Source organism: Streptomyces sp. NPDC087428, from assembly GCF_044744085.1.
Taxonomy (GTDB): domain Bacteria; phylum Actinomycetota; class Actinomycetes; order Streptomycetales; family Streptomycetaceae; genus Streptomyces.
On record NZ_JBIUXR010000018.1, the window covers coordinates 152,021 to 169,637 of the forward strand.

Below are 17,617 nucleotides of genomic sequence, written 5' to 3' on the forward strand. Positions count from 1 at the left end.
CTGCACTTCGACTGCTGTTGATGATGTGCTCTCACGAACAGCACTGAAATTGCGGGAACGTTTTCATAGAGGAGCGCCATGAAGATCACCGGCCTGGAAGTGCTGACTCTTCCCGACCACGGCGACAGCATGATGCTGGTCGTCGTCGACACCGACGAGGGCATCCACGGCCTGGGCGAGGTCGGCATCAGGTCGCGCCAGCGAGCGGTCGCGGGCGGTCTCGAACACCTCGCGGAGCTGATCGTCGGCGAGGATCCCCGACGGATCGAGCACCTCTGGCAAGTGATGTTCCGGCGCGGGTTCTTTCCCGCCGACCGGATACTCGCCGCCGCCATCGCGGCGGTGGACGTGGCCCTGTGGGACATCCGCGGCAAGGCGCTCGGCGTCCCCGTGCACGAGCTGCTCGGGGGCCGGGTGCGTGATCACGTACCCGCCTATGTCCATGTCGGTGACGGCTACCACGACCGCGCGGGCTTCCTGGACCGCTGTCGCGATCTGGTCGCCCAGGGCTGGGGCCATCTGCGGTTCGCCTCGCCGCACGACGCCGACGGGACGCTCGACGCCCGCCGGTGCCTGCGCGACTCGGTCGACCTCTTCCACCAGGTGCGGGACGCGGTCGGCGACGAGGTGGAGCTGATCCTCGACGTCCACACGCGCCTGGATCCGCCGGAGGCGCTGACCCTGTGCCGGGAGATCGAGGCAGCCCGCCCGTACTTCGTCGAGGACCCGCTGCGCTGCGAGAACGCGGACAGCTACCGGATGCTCCGGGCCCGCACCGGCGTACCGCTCGCCGCGGGCGAACAGTACGGCTCCAAATGGGAGTTCAGGTCGCTCATCGAGGGCGAGCTCATCGACTACGCACGCGTGGACGTCGGGGTCGCGGCGGGCCTCACCGAGGCGAAGAAGATCGCGGCGATGGCGGAGGCCCACCACATCAAGCTCGCCACACACAATCCGCTCGGCCCGGTCACCGCCGCCTCCTCACTCCAACTCAACCTGGCCTGCCCCAATGTGGCGATCCAGGAGCACCAGACCGACCCCGAGCCGGCCATCGCCGCGCTCTTCACCGCACGGCCGACGGTCCTGCCGGGCCGGGTCGAGCTGAGCGAACTGCCCGGTATCGGCGTCGACATCGACCGGGAGGCGGCGCGCCGGTTCCGGGCAAAGGCGGCCGAGCGTCCCCACCTGCGCACGTCGGACGGGGCGTTCACCAACTGGTAGCCGGGCAGGACCGCTCACCCGCTCACCCGCTCACCCGCTCACCCGCTCACCCGCTCACCGAGCACGATCCCCGACCCCAAGAAAGCGAGGCGAGCTCCGTCGTGTTGTTCACAGGAGCCGCGAGACCGGTGCGACTGGGTCTCGCCGGTATGGCGTTCATCAGCGTGCTGGCCGGTGTGACGGCGACGCCGGCCGGCAGCCAGGAGGCCGAGAAACTGACGGTGACGGCCGTGTCGTCGCGGCCCGGCACGGTGTCGGGAGGCGACGCCCTGATCCGCGTCGAGGTACCCGCCTCCGTGCCGCCCGGCGGAGTCCGGGTCGAGGCGGACGGCCGGGACCTGACGTCGAGCTTCCGGCCCTTCGGCGACCACGCGCTGATGGGCCTGGTGAAGGACCTGACCGAGGGTGCCAACAAGGTCACGGCCAGAGCCCCCGGCGCGGGCGCCGGACAACTGACCCTGAAGAACCATCCCGTCACGGGGCCGATGTTCGCCGGACCGCACGAGCAGCCGTTCGTCTGTGACACCGCCGCGTTCAAGACGGTCACCGGCGCCACCCTCGGACAGCCGACCGACCAGGACTGCTCGGTCGGGACCCGTATCGATTACATGTACCGCACCACGGCGGGCGCGTTCGTTCCGCTGCCCGACGAGAACACCCGCCCCGCCGACCTGGCGACCGCCACGACGAGCGAGGGCAAGGCGGTGCCCTACATCGTCCGCGTCGAGACCGGCACCATCAACCGCGGCATCTACGAGACGGCCGTGCTGCTCGACCCGGAGTCCGGCACCCCCGACCCGCTGGAACGCGGGCCGGGCTGGAACGGGCGCCTCGTGTACGGCTTCGGCGGCGGCTGCGACAACGGCTGGTACGTCCAGGGCAGAAAGACCGTCGGCATCATGAACGACGCGTATCTCAGCAAGGGTTACGGCGTCGCGTCGTCCACGCTGAACGTCTTCGGCAACAACTGCAACGACCTGCTGGCCGCCGAGACCATGAGCATGGTCAAGGAACGCTTCGTCGAGACGTACGGCGAGCCCGCCTTCACCATTGGGAACGGCTGCTCCGGCGGCTCGTACCAGACCCACCAGATCGCCGACAACTACCCGGGCCTGCTGGACGGCATCCTCTCCGGGTGCAGCTTCCCCGATGTCGGCTTCGGGACGATCCAGACGCTCAGCGACGCGCTGCTCCTGAACCGGTACTTCAAGAACGTCGCGCCGGACACGTTCACCCAGGAGCAGCAGCGGGCGGTCTCCGGATTCGGGAAGTGGGAGAGCATCGGCAGCCTGGCACGGGCCGCCGGCCGTATCGACCCCACGGGATTCTGCCCGGCCCAGCTGCCACAGGCGCAGCGCTACGACCCCGCCACCAACCCGGACGGTGCCCGCTGTGACGTCTACAGCCACACCGTGAACGTCTACGGCAAGGACCCGGCGACCGGAAAGCCGCGCAGACCGCTCGACAACACCGGGATCCAGTACGGACTGGAGGCCCTGAACAAGAGCACCATCAGCGTGGACCAGTTCATCGACCTGAACCGGCGCATCGGCGGCCTGGACGACGACGCCCGGCCCGCCGCGCAGCGCACCGCCGCCGATCTCAAGGCAGTACGGACGGCCTACCGCACGGGACGCCTGCTGAACGGCGGTGGCGGCCTCGCCGACGTGCCGGTCATCGACTACCGCGACTACACGGACGACTCCGCGACCGGCGACATGCACATGCGCTTCCAGTCCTTCTCCACCCGGGCGCGCCTGGACAAGGCCAACGGCACCCACGCCAACCAGGTCATGCTGACCCGCGCCGCCGGGCACGGATTCACGCTCGCCGGAATGGTGGCCGACATGGACCACTGGCTCACCGGCATCAAGGGGGACACCGGCGACGACGCCCCCATCGAGAAGATCGTCCGCCACCGGCCGGAGGGCCTCGCGGACGCCTGCTGGACCCGTGGCATCGGCGCGAAGAAGATCACCGAGCCCCAGGTCGAGGGCATCGGCACCACCGAGTGCAACACCCTGTACCCGGTGTGGACATCGCCGCGGATGGTCGCGGGAGCCGATGTGGCGAACGACATCGTCAAGTGCCGCAAGCGTCCGGTGGACCGTTCCGACTACCAGGTGCCGGTGACCGACGCCCAGCTCGACGACCTCGAGGCGGTCTTCCGCGACGGTGTCTGCGACTGGTCCACACCCGGGGCGGGTCAACAGGGCCTCGCCGGCACCTGGCTCTCCTTCGACCAGAACTGACGGGGCTGCGGCAGGGGGCGGAACGAGGGAGTGCCGGACGATCGTTCAGCACTCCCTCGTTCCGCCCCCTGCCGCCGCCGCCCCCTCAGAGCGTGCGCCAGCTCCAGGTCGTCGCGATCTCCAGGGGCTCGATCGGGGTGACGTAGCGGGGCTCGGTGTTCAGCCCGTTCGGCGGGCCCGACTGCGGCTCCACGCAGACCGCCTCGGCCTGCTCGTCGTAGACCACGACCCACTCGGTCCGGCTCTTCACCGTCAGCTCCAGCTGCTCCGGCCAGGTGAGGGTCACCTCGACGCCGTCGGGCATCCCGAAGGCGTCGTCCCACGGTCCGCCCAGGGGCGGGATCCGGCGGCCGGTCGGCAGATGGTCCTCGCCCCGCTCCTCCTGCCAGGCGGCGTCGAAGTCGATCCGGACGTCCTCGCCGCCGAGGTTGCGCCGGAACCAGGGGTGCCAGCCGGCCTGCGCCGGGAAGGAGTCCCCGTACGTCTCGATGCCGAACGCCAGCGTGAGGGAGTCCTCGGCCAGTTCGAAGGTCTGCGTCACCCGGCCCGGGTACGGCCAGGGCTCGGCCAGGTCGTAGTAGAACGAGGCCTCCGTCCCGGTCTCCCTGGCGGTCCGCCAGGCCGTGTCGCGTCCCGTGCCGTGGATGGCGTGCGGCGGGGCGGTCAGCGGCATCCGGTGCAGGACGCCGCCGTTGCGGAACTGCCCGTTCTCCATGCGCCCGCACCACGGCACCATCGGGAAGCAGCCGTACCGCTCCCCCTGCCGCAACAGTTCGGTACCACCGATCCGCAGGCTGCTGATACGGCAGCCATGGGCGGGGCTCACGGTCAACTCTGCGTCGCCGACGGACAGCCGGACGTCCTTCTCGCTGCTGCTCACCCGACCGACCCTACTGGCCGCGGCTACCTCCGGCGCCGCAGCGCCCGGCCCACCACCACGGCGGAGGCGATGGCGAGGGCCGCCGCCGGGGCCACCCAGCGGAGCGTGGCGCCCGCGCCGGTCGAGTCGGGCGACGGCACGGGGGCGTACCGGCCGCGTGGCGGGGCGTGGTCGACCTCTTCCGCGCTGCGCCCGATCATGGTGCGCCGGGCATGTGCGGCCTCGGCCGGCGGCCCGTCCGGGACGGTGAACTCGATCCCGGCCACCGCGTCCATCGAGGACGGCGGCACCGGGGTGTCGAAGACCGAGGGCCTGTCCGGCGACTGCTCCCCGGCCGGGGCCTCGTCGGCGGCGGCGTCATGCGTGGTCGGGGCCTCCTCGGCACCGGTGCCGTCCGCCTCCTCCGCGGCCTCCTCGATGGCCTTCTCCACGGCGTCCCCGACGGACTGCTCCTCGGAACGGGCCCCGGAGTCGGCCGGCTCGTCGGCCGCCTGATCACCCGCTCCCCCACCCGGTTCCTGGTGCGCGGCGAGCGCCTCCGTCACCAGTTGCTGCGCGAAGCGGTCCAGCAGGCGGTGGGCGGCCGCGAGCGCTGCCGCCGGATCCAGCTCCACCAGGCGGCCGTCGCCGCCGACCGTGCCGTCGAACGCGATCGCGGTGCCGCCGTCCCGTTCGGTCAGGCGGACGGTCAGGGCCAGCTTCGCCGAGCCGGTGCCGCGCGCCTCCACTCCCTCGCCCGCGACGGAGACGCCGTACGCGGTCTCCCCTGCCGGGCCGTCCGTCAGCGCGGTGAGCCGCAGCGCGCCCCGGTAGGTGATGGTGTGGCCGCCGACCCGCACCTTGAGCCGGCCGGCCAGCGGGCCCGCGGCCGCGTCCCGCTGAAGGCCGGGCACACAGCGTGCGACCCGGGCAGGATCGCTCAGCGTGCGCCGAAGGACAGGGACCGGAACCGGAACGTGCACCTCATGCTCCATGGAAACCGAGCCTACTCAGCCCCGGCCATCACGTCAGCGCTTCCGCCCCTCCGGAACCACCGCCCCTCCGGAGCCGCTGCCGCCGCCCCGCCCACTTACGCCCCACCGGCGGCGCGGGCTCACGACTCGTCCCAGTACCTCGGGTGCACCAGCGTCGAGGGCGCCAGCCCCGGCAGCCGGCCGGCCTGCGCCCGCCTGCCCGCCTCCCGGAGCGCGGGTTCCGTCAGGTCCTTCAGCTCCGGCGCCTCCGGGTCCAGAGCGAGCTCCGGGGCCCGGCCGAGTCCGGCCAGCACGAACCCCCAGCCGTGCGGCTGCGCCGCCCCGCCCGACGCACGGTCCGGGCCCGCCGCGAAACCGGCGTACCGGCCGTCGACCCGGTAGGGGCGGGTCCGCAGTCCCGCCGCCCTCATCGACGCCTCGACCGTCCAGTACGTGTGCGGCCGGCTGGCCGGCGGCCCCCCGTGCACCACCAGCCGGCCGCCCGGCGCGAGGGCCTCGGCGACCAGGCCGTAGAACTCCGCCGAGTAGAGCTTCGTACTGGCCGAGATCCCCGGGTCCGGCAGGTCCGAGATCACCGCGTCGTAGCGGCCGTGCGCCGCCCGCAGCCAGCTGAACGCGTCCCCGGTGACGGCCGTCAGCCGCGGGTCCCGGAACGCGTGCGCGTTCAGCGCGGAGAGCGCGCGGTCGGTACGGGCCAACCGGGTGACGGCCGGGTCCAGCTCCACCAGCGTGACGCTCCGCACGCCGGGGTAGCGCAGCACCTCGCGGGCCGCCAGGCCGTCGCCGCCGCCCAGGATCAGCACCCGCGCGTGCGGCCCGTTCATCACGGGGTGCACCAGCGCCTCGTGGTACTGGTACTCGTCGCGCGAGCTGACCCGCAGCCGCCCGTCCAGATAGAGGTCCAGGGAGCTGCGGCCCGCCCCGGTCAGCACCACCTCCTGGACGTCGGTCTGCATCGCGACCCGCACCCGGTCCCCGTACACCGCGCGCCTCGCCGCCCGCTCGAAGTCGTCGGCCAGCACCGCGGCCGTGGCGAGCAGGGCGATCACCGCCACGTTGACGGCGATGAGCAGCCACCGGGACCGGCCGGTGAGATCCCGCCGGAACACCCACATCACCAGCGCCCCGCCCGCCGCCGCGTTGACCGCACCGGTGAACAGCGCCCCGGTGAGCTGTCCGAGCAGCGGCAGCAGCAGGAACGGGAACGCCAGCCCGCCGACCAGCGCCCCCACGTAGTCCGCGGCGAACAGGTCGGCGACGGCCCCGCCCGCGTCCTGCCGGTCGACGCGCTGGATCAGTGTCATCAGCAGCGGGATCTCCGCGCCGATCAGGACGCCGATCGCCAGCGAGAAGCCGACCAGGGCGTACCGCGACTCGCCGATCCAGGCGAACGTCGCGTAGAGCACCAGCGCGGAGGAGCCGCCGACCAGGGCGAGCAGGGCCTCGATCAGTCCGAAGCCGACCGCGGCCCGGCTGCATAAACGTTTCGCGAGCAACGAGCCGATCCCCATGGCGAACACCATCACGGAGAGCACGACGGACGCCTGGGTGACGGAGTCACCGATCAGATAGGAGGCGAGCGCGACCAGTTCGAGCTCGTACACCAGACCGCACGCGGCGCAGACGAAGACCGCGGCGAGCACGAGGAACCGGCCGGTCCTGGGCCGTACGGGAAGCCGCGCCGCGCCCCCTCGCAGCGACACCTGCTGGTCGATCATGCCGCGAACGCTACGTCACTGGAACGTCGCCGCTTGTCACCCACAAGGGTGTAAGTGATTCAACCGCAACGGAGTGGGCCCCTGTCACAGCACGGCCGCCGGCATCCGCACTCCCACGCGGGTGCGCGTCACCACCAGTTGACCCTCCTGCGGGTACGCGTGCCAGGTACGCCACCGCACCTGCCCCTCGGTCCGCTGGGCGAGCATGGCGGTGAAGGCGTGCGGGCTGCCCGGGAACGTCCCGGCCAGGCCGTGGGGATGGTCGGCGACGAGCGCCAGGAGCTCCTGCGCACGTCCCGCGAACGAGCCCGCGCCGAGCGTCTCGACGCGGGCCGCGAACTCGTACTCCCAGTCCCCGAGTCGCTTGGAGACGCCGAGAGGGAGTGGGGTGCTGCTGCCCGGCATGCAGGCGACGGTTTCGGAACAGCTGCCGCGGTCCTCCTCCAGGAGGACCTGGTGGGAGGCGCCGAGCAGGCGTAACTGGAGTTGGGCACCGGCGAGATGGAGATCGAGCACGGCGAGCGCCGGGAGCGGTTCACGCCCCAGCGCCCAGGCCAGATCGGCGGCACGGGTGTCGGAATAGGCCGTATGGAGGGTCGTGAGCATGGGTCGGCTCCGCAAAACACACATGGACACATGGACAGGGGGACGCCCCCGAGCGTGATGCACGTGGGAGGTGGGAAGCGCCCGATCAGGTCCAACTGGGGTCCGAGGGCTGAATGTTCTCTCCACCGAGGGAATCACGAACTAAGCCGCACTCGCAGTGTTTTTACCCAACTTGACGTGGTTTCCATCCCCTCGGGGGCCTTCCGGTTCACCTGTTCACCGGCGACTCGCCGCAGGGCCCAGGAAAAAGGTGTCCGGCGGGACTCGGGGCGGCTCCGAAGCCCCGCCCCGACTCCCGCCGGACACCTCCTACGGCACCGGGCCGTCGTGAATCCGCCCGGTCACGGACCAGCTGCCCCGTGTCAGCTGCCTCCGCCGCATCCGCCCCCGCCGCCGCACGACGAACCCCCGCCGCACGAATGACCACCGCCGCAGGAGTGACCACCCGAGTGGCCTCCCGAGTGACCGCCGCTGCTGCTGCCGCCGCACGACGAGCCACCCCCGCCGCCGCCCGCCCACCAGCTGCCGCCGGCCGCACCGCCACCGACCGCACCACGCCGGCCCTTGCTCCGGGCCAGCGGCTTGCCGCGGCTTCCCGCGCTCGCCATCGACGAGACGAGCACCGCCACCGCCACGATCACGAGCACCGCGATGAGTACCACCTTCACGGACCTCACGTCCTTCCGTCCCCCGAAGCGAGTCCCCCGCTTCTCACCGGATTCCTGCGTGCAGGAGGGGGATGCCCCCGCCCCCGTTCGGCCAAAGCAGACTTGAGCAACTCCAGAGCTTCCCCGCAGGATGGCGGTCATGACACAGGGACGACCGCTGCTCAACCGCCGCCTCGCCGAGTTCGGCACGACGATCTTCGCGGAGATGTCCGCGCTGGCCGTCCGCACCGGCGCCATCAACCTCGGCCAGGGGTTCCCGGACACCGACGGCCCGGAGGAGGTCCGCGAGGCCGCCGTCCGCGCCCTGCGCGCCGGGCACGGCAACCAGTACCCGCCGGGGCCCGGGGTCCCCGAGCTGCGCACCGCGATCGCCGCTCACCAGCAGCGGCGCTACGCCCTGACGTACGACCCCGACACCGAGGTCCTCGTCACCGCCGGCGCCACCGAGGCCATCGCGGCCTCGATGCTGGCGCTCCTGGAGCCCGGCGACGAGGTCATCGCGCTGGAGCCGTACTACGACTCGTACGCCGCCTGCATCGCCATGGCGGGCGCCTCCCGCGTCCCCGTCACCCTGCACCCCGAGCCCTCGACCGGCACCTACCGGCTGGACCTCGACGAACTGCGCGCCGCCGTCACCCCCCGCACCCGGCTGCTGCTGCTCAACACCCCGCACAACCCCACCGGCACCGTCCTGACCCGCGAGGAACTCGCCGCGATCGCCGAACTGGCCTGCGAGCGCGATCTCCTCGTCGTCACCGACGAGGTCTACGAGCACCTCGTGTTCGAGGGCGAGCACCTGCCGCTCGCCTCGTTCCCCGGTATGCGCGAGCGGACGGTCACCATCAGCTCGGCCGGAAAGACGTTCTCCTTCACCGGCTGGAAGGTCGGCTGGATCACCGCGAGCCCCGAACTGGTGACGGCGGTCCGCTCCGCGAAGCAGTTCCTGACGTACGTCTCCGCCGGGCCCTTCCAGTACGCGGTCGCCGAGGCGCTCGCCCTCCCCGACAGCTACTTCACCGCCTTGCGCGAGGACATGCGGGCCAAGCGTGACCTGCTGGCAGCGGGCCTGGCGGACGCCGGCTTCAAAGTCTTCAAGCCGGCCGGCACGTACTTCGTCACCGCCGACATCCGCCCCCTCGGCGAGAGCGACGGCTTCGCCTTCTGCCGCGCCCTGCCAGAGCGCTGCGGGGTGGTCGCGATCCCCAACGCCGTCTTCTACGACCACCGCGAGGCGGGTGCCCCATTCGTGCGGTTCGCGTTCTGCAAGAAACCGGAGGTTCTGGAAGCGGCAGTCACCCGCCTCGCCCGGCTCCGCTGACGTCAGCGCTTCCGGCCCCCGTCAAGACACGTGAAGAGGTCGGTGAAGGACTCGTCCGTAACGCGAAGCTGCCGCTCCCATTGCCGTTCGCGACGCCGGAACTCGTCACGTGTCTCTCGGGTGCGAGGGATGGAGCTGTCAACGAGTGCTGCGAATCTCTGGGCGAGGTCCTGCAGCGCCTTGCCCATGTCGGGGTCCCAGGCCGCCCGTCGGGCCGCTGCAGCCAGCTTCGGCTGGTGCTGTCGGGCCTCCTTGAGGAGCGACGCGTCGAGCGGCAAACCACTGTGCTCCATGATCATGAACGTTTCCTGGGCACACGTGGCGGGGACGCGGAACTCATCAGTCCTGACCCGGCGCTTGTTCCACAGGACCACCCGGTACCCCGCAACACCCACCACAAGGGCGAGCACCGAAATCAGGACGCTTACCCACACTTTAACCCCCTAGGCCGGACGAACACAGCAAGACCTGCGCCGACCGAGGTTGCGAATGCGGTTCCGAGCGGCAATCGCAGACGCTACCGGAACTACGGGGAACCACCAAAAACAGCGGGGGCGGATCAGCGGAGATTTGCCCGCGCTCACCAGATCAGTCAGCCCTGCACGCCGGGCTGGCCGTGCCTGATCCACGAATAGCGCTCAGACTCCGTATCCTCCAGCGCCGTAGCAGTCCGCGAACCGGAATCTTTGACTCCGCCTGCCAGGGAGAATGTGCCCCTGGCCGTCTCCTTTCCGACGATTCCACCCCAATAGCGAGCATCTCTAGACCAATTGACATCGGACAGCAGCTCGCCAAACCCATCCAGGCTGCGCCGGGGTTCCGCACCCCACGGCATCGAGCGGTGCGCCACGGCCCCCAGAGCCGCAAAGACCGCCGGCGCCGCAATCACGGTGCGCAGCCGGTCCTGGAAGGCTGACCCAAAGCGCGTGAAGAGCAAAGACAGCGCATCGGCGATCGCCACCTCAGCAGCGTCCTTGGTGCAGCCTTCGGGCAACTCAGGGATGGGACCACTCGTCTTGTCGAATCCAGACCTCCCAAAGATGGCCGTAATAACGAATGACCTGAGCGTGGAGAGCGTCATCCATTCTTTGTCCACGGCTTTCAGTTGTCGCTGCCGCATAGAAACGTGCTGTTCCAGTGGCGCCGCCTCACCGGAACCCGGCAGCGGCACCATGACCTGCTTGAGCAGAGCAATCGTGATGCTCGTGGCGACATTGACCGAATCGGATGTAAGCGCAACGTTCTTGTTCGGGATGACACCCAGAAGATTTCGGTCGTGGAAAATCTGACGCGCAGAGACGAGACCGAGATTGTGATAGATCTCCACACCGACGAGTCGCCTGTTCACCTGATCCGCTGTGACGCCGTGGACCTCAGGGGCATCGAGGAGGAGGTAGTGGGCGAGGTGCTGCGTCTCGGCGTCCACCAACACCCCGCTGGTGCCGAACGGCAGGTATGCGACCTTGTCCGCCTCGAAAACGGTATTCAACCTGACCGTCTTGACAGGCTTCTCAATCCACAGCGCGAACGGCGGAGTCGCCCAATTCTCATCACGCCTACCACTAATGACGTCGGCGAGATAGCGGGCATACCCCTTGGCGTTATCCCACTTCTTCGTCGTCTTGATGGTGCGCTGGACTTCGTTCCGGATTTCTGCCTGTCGCTGCTCGTCAGCCGACAGATACTTGAACCCCTTGGGATCCTCAGCCCGTCGGGGGTCGGGAACAATCCGCGCCAACTGCCCCCACGGCATGGTGGTCAGAAGTCGAGTGGGGCTCAACTCCAGGACACGGAACGGATCGCCATTCCCCCGATCGACCTCCGCCACGAATTCAGAACTCGTCTGACCGGTCATGCACACCCCTTGTCCACCCGTTGAACTTCGGGGCGTATGCCGTCCCGAAGCCCGTACACATCCCTTGCACGTGCAAGGGTAACAATCTGCGGGAGACCTACCGAAACTGCGGGGTGTGAGGTTTGGCCAGGCCGTGGGTATCGCTGGTCGGAGGCCCTTCGCCCCTCTTGCAGCAGCTTGGAGCGCCGGGGGCTACTCGGTGTCCTTCGGGTGTCGCGGGGAGGCGTACACCAGGATCACAGTCGAGGTGTCCGGGCTGGCCAGATAGCGGACCCGGCCGCCACTGGTGATCTCGTACTCCCACTGCTCCAGCTCGGAGCCCTTCCATTCCCTGGTGGCATGCCTGCCGCGGAGCTGGTGCTGTCGGTTCCAGTTGGCGCGCGACAGCGGGTCCGTGCGAAGGGCTTCCAGGCAGCGATGCGCGTTCGGCAACGCCACCCGGCACAGCTCCTCCCAACCGGTCGCGGCCTCCGTGGTCCCGTGAATGACGTTCCAGCCGCTCAGCGGGGGAACACTGACCCGATCGCCCTTCTTCGGACTCACTCGTGCACCTCGACCGGGCCGAGGTCGACGTCACCAAGCGGACGGGCTGCTTCCCTGAGCTGGTCAGGGTCGGCGTTGATGCGGGCGGTTGCCCGCCACGAGACGATCGCTCGGTGCACAGCCTCCCTGGCGCCCAGCTCAGCGGCGTCGGACAGCGCATCCAGGAGCTCGACGGTGAATTCCCGGACTTCCTCGTCGTCCAGGTGGCGTACCCACGGGAACACCTCGGGCAGCGCGAGCAGAAGCGACCTGACACCACCGTCCTGCTTCATCAGAGCAAGGAACAGTCGGGACGCGGTAGTCAGGTTCTCCTCGCTGCGCTCCGCGTGTATGGCCGTGGTCAGCACCATGTCGGGAGCGTCTCGGTGCGTGACACGCAGACATCCCAGGGCGGCGGCCCTCGCAGCGACGGCCTTCGGGTTCCGGGACAGATCGGTGAACGTGACGGATTCCGATTCGGGTGCCATGTGCGCAATGCTCATACTCAGACCGTACTCTGATGGCAATCTGATTGCGAGTGCGGAGGTGAGACAGTGAATGAAGGAGCCTTCCTGCGACGATCTGGCTCCTCCAGCGCCGACGTCAGCGCCGGGCCTGGTGGGTCGCCTTCAAATGAGTGCATGAACGAGGCGTCGGCTGGATCACCGCGAGCCCCGAACTGGTGACGGCGGTCCGCTCCGCGAAGCAGTTCCTGACGTACGTCGCCTCCGGGCCCTTCCAGTACGCGGTCGCCGAGGCGCTGCGGCTGCCCGACAGCTACTTCGACACGCTGCGCGCGGATCTGCGGGCCAAGCGCGACCTGCTGAGCGAGGGACTCGCCGAGGCCGGTTTCGCGGTCTACCGCCCGGCCGGCACGTACTTCGTCACCACCGACATCCGCCCGCTGGACAGCACCGGCGACGGCTTCGCCTTCTGCCGCTCACTGCCGGAGCGGTGCGGGGTGGTGGCCGTGCCGAACGCGGTCTTCTACGACCACCGGGAACAGGGCGCCCCCTTCGTCCGCTTCGCGTTCTGCAAGCGCACGGAGGTGCTGGCGGAGGCGGTGACCCGGCTGAAGAGCCTGTGAGAAAGCCCGGCGAGGCGAGCGGTCCGATGGGACCGCTCGCCTCGCCGGGCTGTCACTGCGCGGTGGCTCAGGCCTCCGGAGCGTCCTGCTCCGCGCCTTCCGCCTTGTCCTCGGCCGGGGCCAGGCCGAGGCGCTCCAGCAGCCACTTGTCGAACTCGATCGAGGCGCGCACCCAGCTGACCGTCGAGGAGACGAAGTGCTCCAGGGCGACGCCGGTGCCGATGAGCATCTGCGCCTCACCGATCAGCCGGACCGAGGTGCCGGTGTCCTCGGCGCCCTCCTCGGGCTCGTGCGTGTGCGTGTAGACCTTGGGCCACAGGGTGCGGCGGTTCCAGTCGTCGATCGCGTCGAGCAGGACCGGGCGCTGGTCCGCGTCGTGCGGGCGGTCGTAGAACGTGCGGACCGAGAAGACCTGCTGCTCGCCCTCGCCACGGAACATGAAGTACGTGCGGAAGTCTTCCCACGGCGCCGCGAGGTCGCCCTCGTCGTCGACGACGTACTTCAGCTCCATCTGCTCCAGGAGCTGCTTGACGAGGTCCTGGTCAGGGACGACGGGGCCCTCCGGTCCTGCCGCCTGCGGTTCGGGCTGGCCCCCGAAGTTAGGAATCGAGGACGGATCGATGCTCACCGTAATTTCCCTTCGTGCGGTTGGCTGCCATCCTCCCCCATGCCGGGCGGGGCATGGCAAGCGGGAACGGCCCCGATCCGCCACAAGCTGATATCCAGCCAGTGGGGACCGGGGCCGCCACACGTTCCGGTTACGCGAGCGCGCCGCTGTTACGACGCCGCGCCGACGGTCAGGGCGTCGCCCTCGCGGTCCACCCGGACCGTGTCGCCGTCCGTGATCCCGCCCGAGAGGATCTCCTTCGCGAGCCGGTCGCCGATCGCCGTCTGGATGAGCCGGCGCAGCGGCCGGGCGCCGTACGCCGGGTCGTTGCCCTCCTCGGCCAGCCAGGCCAGGGCGGCCGGGGTGACGTCGAGGGTGAGGCGGCGGTCGGCCAGCCGCTTGGCGAGGCGGTCGATCTGGAGGCCCGCGATATGGGCGAGCTCGTCGCCGGACAGCGCGGAGAAGACCACCAGGTCGTCCAGCCGGTTGAGGAACTCCGGCTTGAACGAGGCCCGCACCACGTCCATGACCTGCTTCTTCTTCTCCTCGGGCTTGGTCAGGGGGTCGACCAGGTACTGGCTGCCGAGGTTGGAGGTCAGGATCAGGATGGTGTTGCGGAAGTCCACCGTCCGGCCCTGTCCGTCGGTGAGCCGCCCGTCGTCGAGGACCTGGAGCAGGATGTCGAAGACCTCGGGGTGGGCCTTCTCGACCTCGTCCAGCAGGACGACGCTGTACGGGCGGCGGCGGACCGCCTCGGTGAGCTGGCCGCCCTCCTCGTAGCCGACGTAGCCGGGCGGGGCGCCGACCAGCCGGGCCACGCTGTGCTTCTCGCTGTACTCGCTCATGTCGATGCGGACCATGGCCCGCTCGTCGTCGAAGAGGAAGTCCGCGAGGGCCTTGGCCAGTTCGGTCTTGCCGACGCCGGTCGGGCCGAGGAAGAGGAAGGAGCCGGTGGGCCGGTCGGGGTCGGCGATTCCGGCCCGGGTGCGGCGTACCGCGTCCGAGACGGCCTGCACGGCCTGGGTCTGCCCGATGAGGCGCCTGCCCAGCTCCTCCTCCATGCGCAGCAGTTTCTGGGTCTCGCCCTCCAGCAGCCGTCCGGCCGGAATGCCGGTCCAGGCGCCGACGACATCGGCGATGTCGTCCGGACCGACCTCCTCCTTGACCAGCGTCTCCTTGGGCTCCTTCGCGGCCTCCTGCTCGGCCTCTGCGGCCTCGGCCAGCTCCCGCTCCAGGCCCGGGATCTCCCCGTACAGCAGCTTGGAGGCGCTGTCGAAGTCGCCGTCGCGCTGGGCCCGTTCGGCCTGTCCGCGCAGATCGTCGAGGCGCTCCTTCAGCTCACCGACCCGGTTGAGGCCCTGCTTCTCCTTCTCCCAGCGGGCGTTGAGCCCGCGCAGCTCCTCCTCCTTGTCGGCGAGGTCGCGGCGGAGCTTCTCCAGCCGCTGCTTGGAGGCGGCGTCGGACTCGTTCTTGAGGGCCAGCTCCTCCATGTGCAACCGGTCGACGGCGCGCTGGAGTTCGTCGATCTCGACGGGCGAGGAGTCGATCTCCATGCGGAGCCTGGAGGCCGCCTCGTCGACGAGGTCGATGGCCTTGTCGGGAAGGAAGCGGGAGGTGATGTAGCGATCGGAGAGGGTCGCGGCGGCGACCAGCGAGGAGTCCGCGATCTGCACCTTGTGGTGGGCCTCGTAACGGCCCTTGAGCCCGCGCAGGATCGCGATGGTGTCCTCGACGGACGGCTCCGCCACCAGCACCTGCTGGAAGCGGCGTTCCAGGGCGGGGTCCTTCTCGATCCGCTCGCGGTACTCGTCGAGGGTGGTGGCACCGACCATCCGCAGCTCGCCGCGGGCCAGCATGGGCTTGAGCATGTTGCCCGCGTCCATGGCGGAGTCGCCGCCCGCGCCGGCGCCGACGACGGTGTGGAGCTCGTCGATGAACGTGATGATCTGGCCGCCGCTCTCCTTGATCTCGGAGAGGACGGTCTTCAGCCGCTCCTCGAACTCGCCGCGGTACTTCGCGCCCGCGACCATCGCGCCGAGGTCCAGCGAGACGAGCCGCTTGTTCTTGAGGGACTCGGGGACGTCCCCCTTGACGATGCGCTGGGCGAGCCCCTCGACGACGGCCGTCTTGCCGACGCCGGGCTCCCCGATGAGCACGGGGTTGTTCTTGGTGCGGCGCGAGAGCACCTGGACGACGCGGCGGATCTCCTGGTCACGGCCGATGACCGGGTCGAGCTTCCCCTCGCGTGCGGCCGCGGTGAAGTCCGTACCGAATTTCTCCAGGGCCTTGTACTGGCCCTCCGGGTCGGGTGTGGTCACCCGGCGCCCTCCCCTGCTCTTCTCGAACGCGGCCAGCAGCTTCTTCGCGCCGGCCCCCTGGCCGTCGAGGATCTCACCGGCGCGGCCGCCCTTGGCCGCGACCCCGATCAGCAGATGCTCGGTGGAGATGTAGTCGTCGCCGAGCTCCTTGGCCCGCTGCGCCGCGTCGGAGATCACGGCGAGCAGCTCGCGGTTGGGCTGCGGCGGTGCGACGGTCGACCCGGTCACGCTGGGCTGGGCGGCCAGCAGCCGCTCGGTCTCGGTGCGCACGGCGACCTGGTCCGCCTCGACGGCGGCGAGCAGATCGACGATGTTCTCGTTGTCCTCGCCCGCGAGCAGCGCAAGCAGCAGATGTCCCGGGGTCAGATCGGGGTGCCCGTCCTTCACGGCCCTGCTGGTGGCCGCGTTGATGGCGTCCCGGCTCCTGTTGGTCAGCTCGGCGTCCACGTGCGCTCTCTCCTCCTTGCGACGACTGGCCCGTACTCACTTCTGACACGCTGAACGTGCACAAAGTTGAGTCTATTCCACTCAACGCAGAAAACGGTCCACTCCCGCATCGCTCCGCACCGTTGCGCGCTGCCGCGCACCTCATGTCCGAGTGAACCGGCCGCCCGGTCCGCCCGCCACCGCAGGGCGGACCGGGGCTGCCTACCCTGGGCCCATGGCAGTCGACGTACGCGATCCCGGCCCCGAGTACCTGGCCTTCTGGCGCGAGCCCCATGTATGCACCCTCACGACACTGCGCCCCGACGGCACCCCGCACGTCGTCCCGGTGTGCGTGACGTACGACCCGGAGGCCGGCCTCGCCCGCATCATCACCGGCAGGAACAGCCGCAAGGTCGCCAACATCCTGGCCGCGGGCCCGGACGGCGCACGGGTCGCGGTCTGCCAGGCCGAAGGACGCCGCTGGGCGACCCTGGAGGGCGTCGCCAGGGTGCGTACGGAGCAGGACAGGGTCGACGACGCGGTACGCCGCAAGACGGCCCGCTACGGGCGCGCGCCGAAGCCCAACCCGGACCGCGTCGCCATCGAGATCACCCTGGACCGGGCACTGGGCCGCGGCTGACCGAAAGCCGCGGCTGACCGGAAGCGGACAGCACAACGGCGCCACCGTGTTCAGGTCACGGTGACGCCGTTGTGTGGGGGAGTGTCTGAGCGACGTGGAACGACGGGGGATCGCTCAGGCACTGCGGGGGGTGGCGGAGATGGCTTCAGGTTCGAACAGCTGGTGGTCACGCTGTGCGAGGTTCACAAAAATCATGTCGTACCGAATAGCGCAGCGCACGGGCTGCGGCGCTCCACGCGGCTTGCGGAGGCACCGGTAGGCGCGGACCTCCCCGTCGTCCTCACGGGCGACGACGACCGGGTCGCCGAACAGAGTGACCATCAACGAATCACCACGGTGGGGGAGTGCCGTGACGAGGTCGATGAAATGCCACCCTGAGCGGTAGGCGGTTGCCATCTCACGCCGGAAGGTCCGGTCGTCCGGTGGAGTGGTCACAAGTCCGCCCTGTTCTCCACGGAGTTCCCCCAGCCGACGTCGGACTGGTGAAGGTCACCGGCGGCAGCGGGCTGTACGTTGCCCCAGCCG

Annotated in this window: 16 protein-coding genes and 1 pseudogene; 5 read left to right on the forward strand and 12 right to left on the reverse strand. The window is 69.8% G+C overall.

Going from position 1 to position 17,617, the window contains the following annotated elements:
- The first annotated feature begins 78 nt into the window (after window positions 1-78).
- The gene (locus ACIO3R_RS32960; RefSeq protein WP_385037336.1) at window positions 79-1,221 is read left to right on the forward strand and encodes a mandelate racemase/muconate lactonizing enzyme family protein; all 1,143 of its coding nucleotides are present in this window, start codon (window positions 79-81) and stop codon (window positions 1,219-1,221) included.
- A 128-nt stretch (window positions 1,222-1,349) separates the two neighbouring features.
- Entirely contained in the window at window positions 1,350-3,473 is a 2,124-nt protein-coding gene (locus ACIO3R_RS32965; RefSeq protein WP_402110710.1) for a DUF6351 family protein, read from the forward strand.
- An 85-nt stretch (window positions 3,474-3,558) separates the two neighbouring features.
- Here ACIO3R_RS32965 and ACIO3R_RS32970 read toward each other — a convergent pair whose 3' ends face one another.
- The 5 genes from ACIO3R_RS32970 to ACIO3R_RS32990 form a co-directional block, all read right to left on the reverse strand.
- Complete coding sequence (locus tag ACIO3R_RS32970) at window positions 3,559-4,353, reverse strand: aldose 1-epimerase (protein ID WP_402110712.1); 795 nt, start codon at window positions 4,351-4,353, stop codon at window positions 3,559-3,561.
- Window positions 4,354-4,376: 23 nt separating this feature from the next.
- Window positions 4,377-5,327: an SRPBCC domain-containing protein gene (locus ACIO3R_RS32975; RefSeq protein ID WP_402110714.1), complete on the reverse strand. Its 951-nt coding sequence runs from the start codon at window positions 5,325-5,327 to the stop codon at window positions 4,377-4,379.
- A 119-nt stretch (window positions 5,328-5,446) separates the two neighbouring features.
- Entirely contained in the window at window positions 5,447-7,045 is a 1,599-nt protein-coding gene (locus tag ACIO3R_RS32980) for a polyamine aminopropyltransferase (RefSeq protein ID WP_402110716.1), read from the reverse strand.
- Window positions 7,046-7,129: 84 nt separating this feature from the next.
- The gene (locus ACIO3R_RS32985; protein ID WP_362961153.1) at window positions 7,130-7,651 is read right to left on the reverse strand and encodes a DUF2617 family protein; all 522 of its coding nucleotides are present in this window, start codon (window positions 7,649-7,651) and stop codon (window positions 7,130-7,132) included.
- Window positions 7,652-8,013: 362 nt separating this feature from the next.
- Window positions 8,014-8,319, reverse strand: coding sequence for a hypothetical protein (locus ACIO3R_RS32990; RefSeq protein ID WP_385041633.1), 306 nt, complete (start codon window positions 8,317-8,319; stop codon window positions 8,014-8,016).
- A 139-nt stretch (window positions 8,320-8,458) separates the two neighbouring features.
- Here ACIO3R_RS32990 and ACIO3R_RS32995 point away from each other — a divergent pair, with 139 nt between their 5' ends.
- Entirely contained in the window at window positions 8,459-9,637 is a 1,179-nt protein-coding gene (locus tag ACIO3R_RS32995; protein ID WP_402110718.1) for a pyridoxal phosphate-dependent aminotransferase, read from the forward strand.
- A gap of 2 nt (window positions 9,638-9,639) precedes the next feature.
- Here ACIO3R_RS32995 and ACIO3R_RS33000 read toward each other — a convergent pair whose 3' ends face one another.
- From ACIO3R_RS33000 to ACIO3R_RS33015, 4 genes are all read right to left on the reverse strand, one after another.
- Window positions 9,640-10,071 carry a hypothetical protein gene (locus tag ACIO3R_RS33000; protein WP_402110719.1) on the reverse strand — a complete coding sequence of 144 codons (432 nt, stop codon included), beginning with the start codon at window positions 10,069-10,071 and terminating at the stop codon, window positions 9,640-9,642.
- 158 nt (window positions 10,072-10,229) lie between these two features.
- Window positions 10,230-11,492, reverse strand: a complete 1,263-nt coding sequence (locus tag ACIO3R_RS33005) for a DNA sulfur modification protein DndB (protein WP_385041642.1) — start codon at window positions 11,490-11,492, stop codon at window positions 10,230-10,232.
- A 192-nt stretch (window positions 11,493-11,684) separates the two neighbouring features.
- Window positions 11,685-12,035, reverse strand: coding sequence for a hypothetical protein (locus tag ACIO3R_RS33010; RefSeq protein WP_385041645.1), 351 nt, complete (start codon window positions 12,033-12,035; stop codon window positions 11,685-11,687).
- Complete coding sequence (locus tag ACIO3R_RS33015; protein WP_385041648.1) at window positions 12,032-12,517, reverse strand: prevent-host-death family protein; 486 nt, start codon at window positions 12,515-12,517, stop codon at window positions 12,032-12,034. Before ACIO3R_RS33015 ends, ACIO3R_RS33010 begins: the two co-directional genes overlap by 4 nt.
- A 149-nt stretch (window positions 12,518-12,666) precedes the next feature.
- Here ACIO3R_RS33015 and ACIO3R_RS33020 point away from each other — a divergent pair.
- A pseudogene (locus ACIO3R_RS33020) lies at window positions 12,667-13,101 on the forward strand (aminotransferase class I/II-fold pyridoxal phosphate-dependent enzyme); the annotation flags it as partial.
- Window positions 13,102-13,168: 67 nt separating this feature from the next.
- On the opposite strand, the gene ACIO3R_RS33025 reads toward ACIO3R_RS33020, so the two are convergent.
- The gene (locus ACIO3R_RS33025; protein ID WP_385030472.1) at window positions 13,169-13,729 is read right to left on the reverse strand and encodes a YbjN domain-containing protein; all 561 of its coding nucleotides are present in this window, start codon (window positions 13,727-13,729) and stop codon (window positions 13,169-13,171) included.
- A 149-nt stretch (window positions 13,730-13,878) separates the two neighbouring features.
- Window positions 13,879-16,473 carry an ATP-dependent chaperone ClpB gene (clpB, locus tag ACIO3R_RS33030; RefSeq protein ID WP_385030469.1) on the reverse strand — a complete coding sequence of 865 codons (2,595 nt, stop codon included), beginning with the start codon at window positions 16,471-16,473 and terminating at the stop codon, window positions 13,879-13,881.
- A 214-nt stretch (window positions 16,474-16,687) separates the two neighbouring features.
- Between clpB and ACIO3R_RS33035 the strand changes: the two genes are divergently transcribed.
- Window positions 16,688-17,092, forward strand: a complete 405-nt coding sequence (locus tag ACIO3R_RS33035; protein WP_363021247.1) for a TIGR03618 family F420-dependent PPOX class oxidoreductase — start codon at window positions 16,688-16,690, stop codon at window positions 17,090-17,092.
- Between the two features lie 114 nt (window positions 17,093-17,206).
- On the opposite strand, the gene ACIO3R_RS33040 is transcribed toward ACIO3R_RS33035, so the two are convergent.
- Window positions 17,207-17,527, reverse strand: a complete 321-nt coding sequence (locus ACIO3R_RS33040) for a hypothetical protein (RefSeq protein ID WP_018522262.1) — start codon at window positions 17,525-17,527, stop codon at window positions 17,207-17,209.
- Window positions 17,528-17,617 lie beyond the last annotated feature (90 nt).

Excerpts from the sequence above, each read along its gene's own strand:
- ACIO3R_RS32960 (WP_385037336.1), top strand. The coding sequence starts at position 79 with ATGAAGATCACCGGCCTGGAAGTGCTGACTCTTCCCGACCACGGCGAC.
- ACIO3R_RS32975 (WP_402110714.1), bottom strand. The coding sequence starts at position 5,327 with ATGGAGCATGAGGTGCACGTTCCGGTTCCGGTCCCTGTCCTTCGGCGC.
- ACIO3R_RS32980 (WP_402110716.1), bottom strand. The coding sequence starts at position 7,045 with ATGATCGACCAGCAGGTGTCGCTGCGAGGGGGCGCGGCGCGGCTTCCC.
- ACIO3R_RS32985 (WP_362961153.1), bottom strand. The coding sequence starts at position 7,651 with ATGCTCACGACCCTCCATACGGCCTATTCCGACACCCGTGCCGCCGAT.
- ACIO3R_RS32995 (WP_402110718.1), top strand. The coding sequence starts at position 8,459 with ATGACACAGGGACGACCGCTGCTCAACCGCCGCCTCGCCGAGTTCGGC.
- ACIO3R_RS33005 (WP_385041642.1), bottom strand. The coding sequence starts at position 11,492 with ATGACCGGTCAGACGAGTTCTGAATTCGTGGCGGAGGTCGATCGGGGG.
- ACIO3R_RS33015 (WP_385041648.1), bottom strand. The coding sequence starts at position 12,517 with ATGAGCATTGCGCACATGGCACCCGAATCGGAATCCGTCACGTTCACC.
- ACIO3R_RS33035 (WP_363021247.1), top strand. The coding sequence starts at position 16,688 with ATGGCAGTCGACGTACGCGATCCCGGCCCCGAGTACCTGGCCTTCTGG.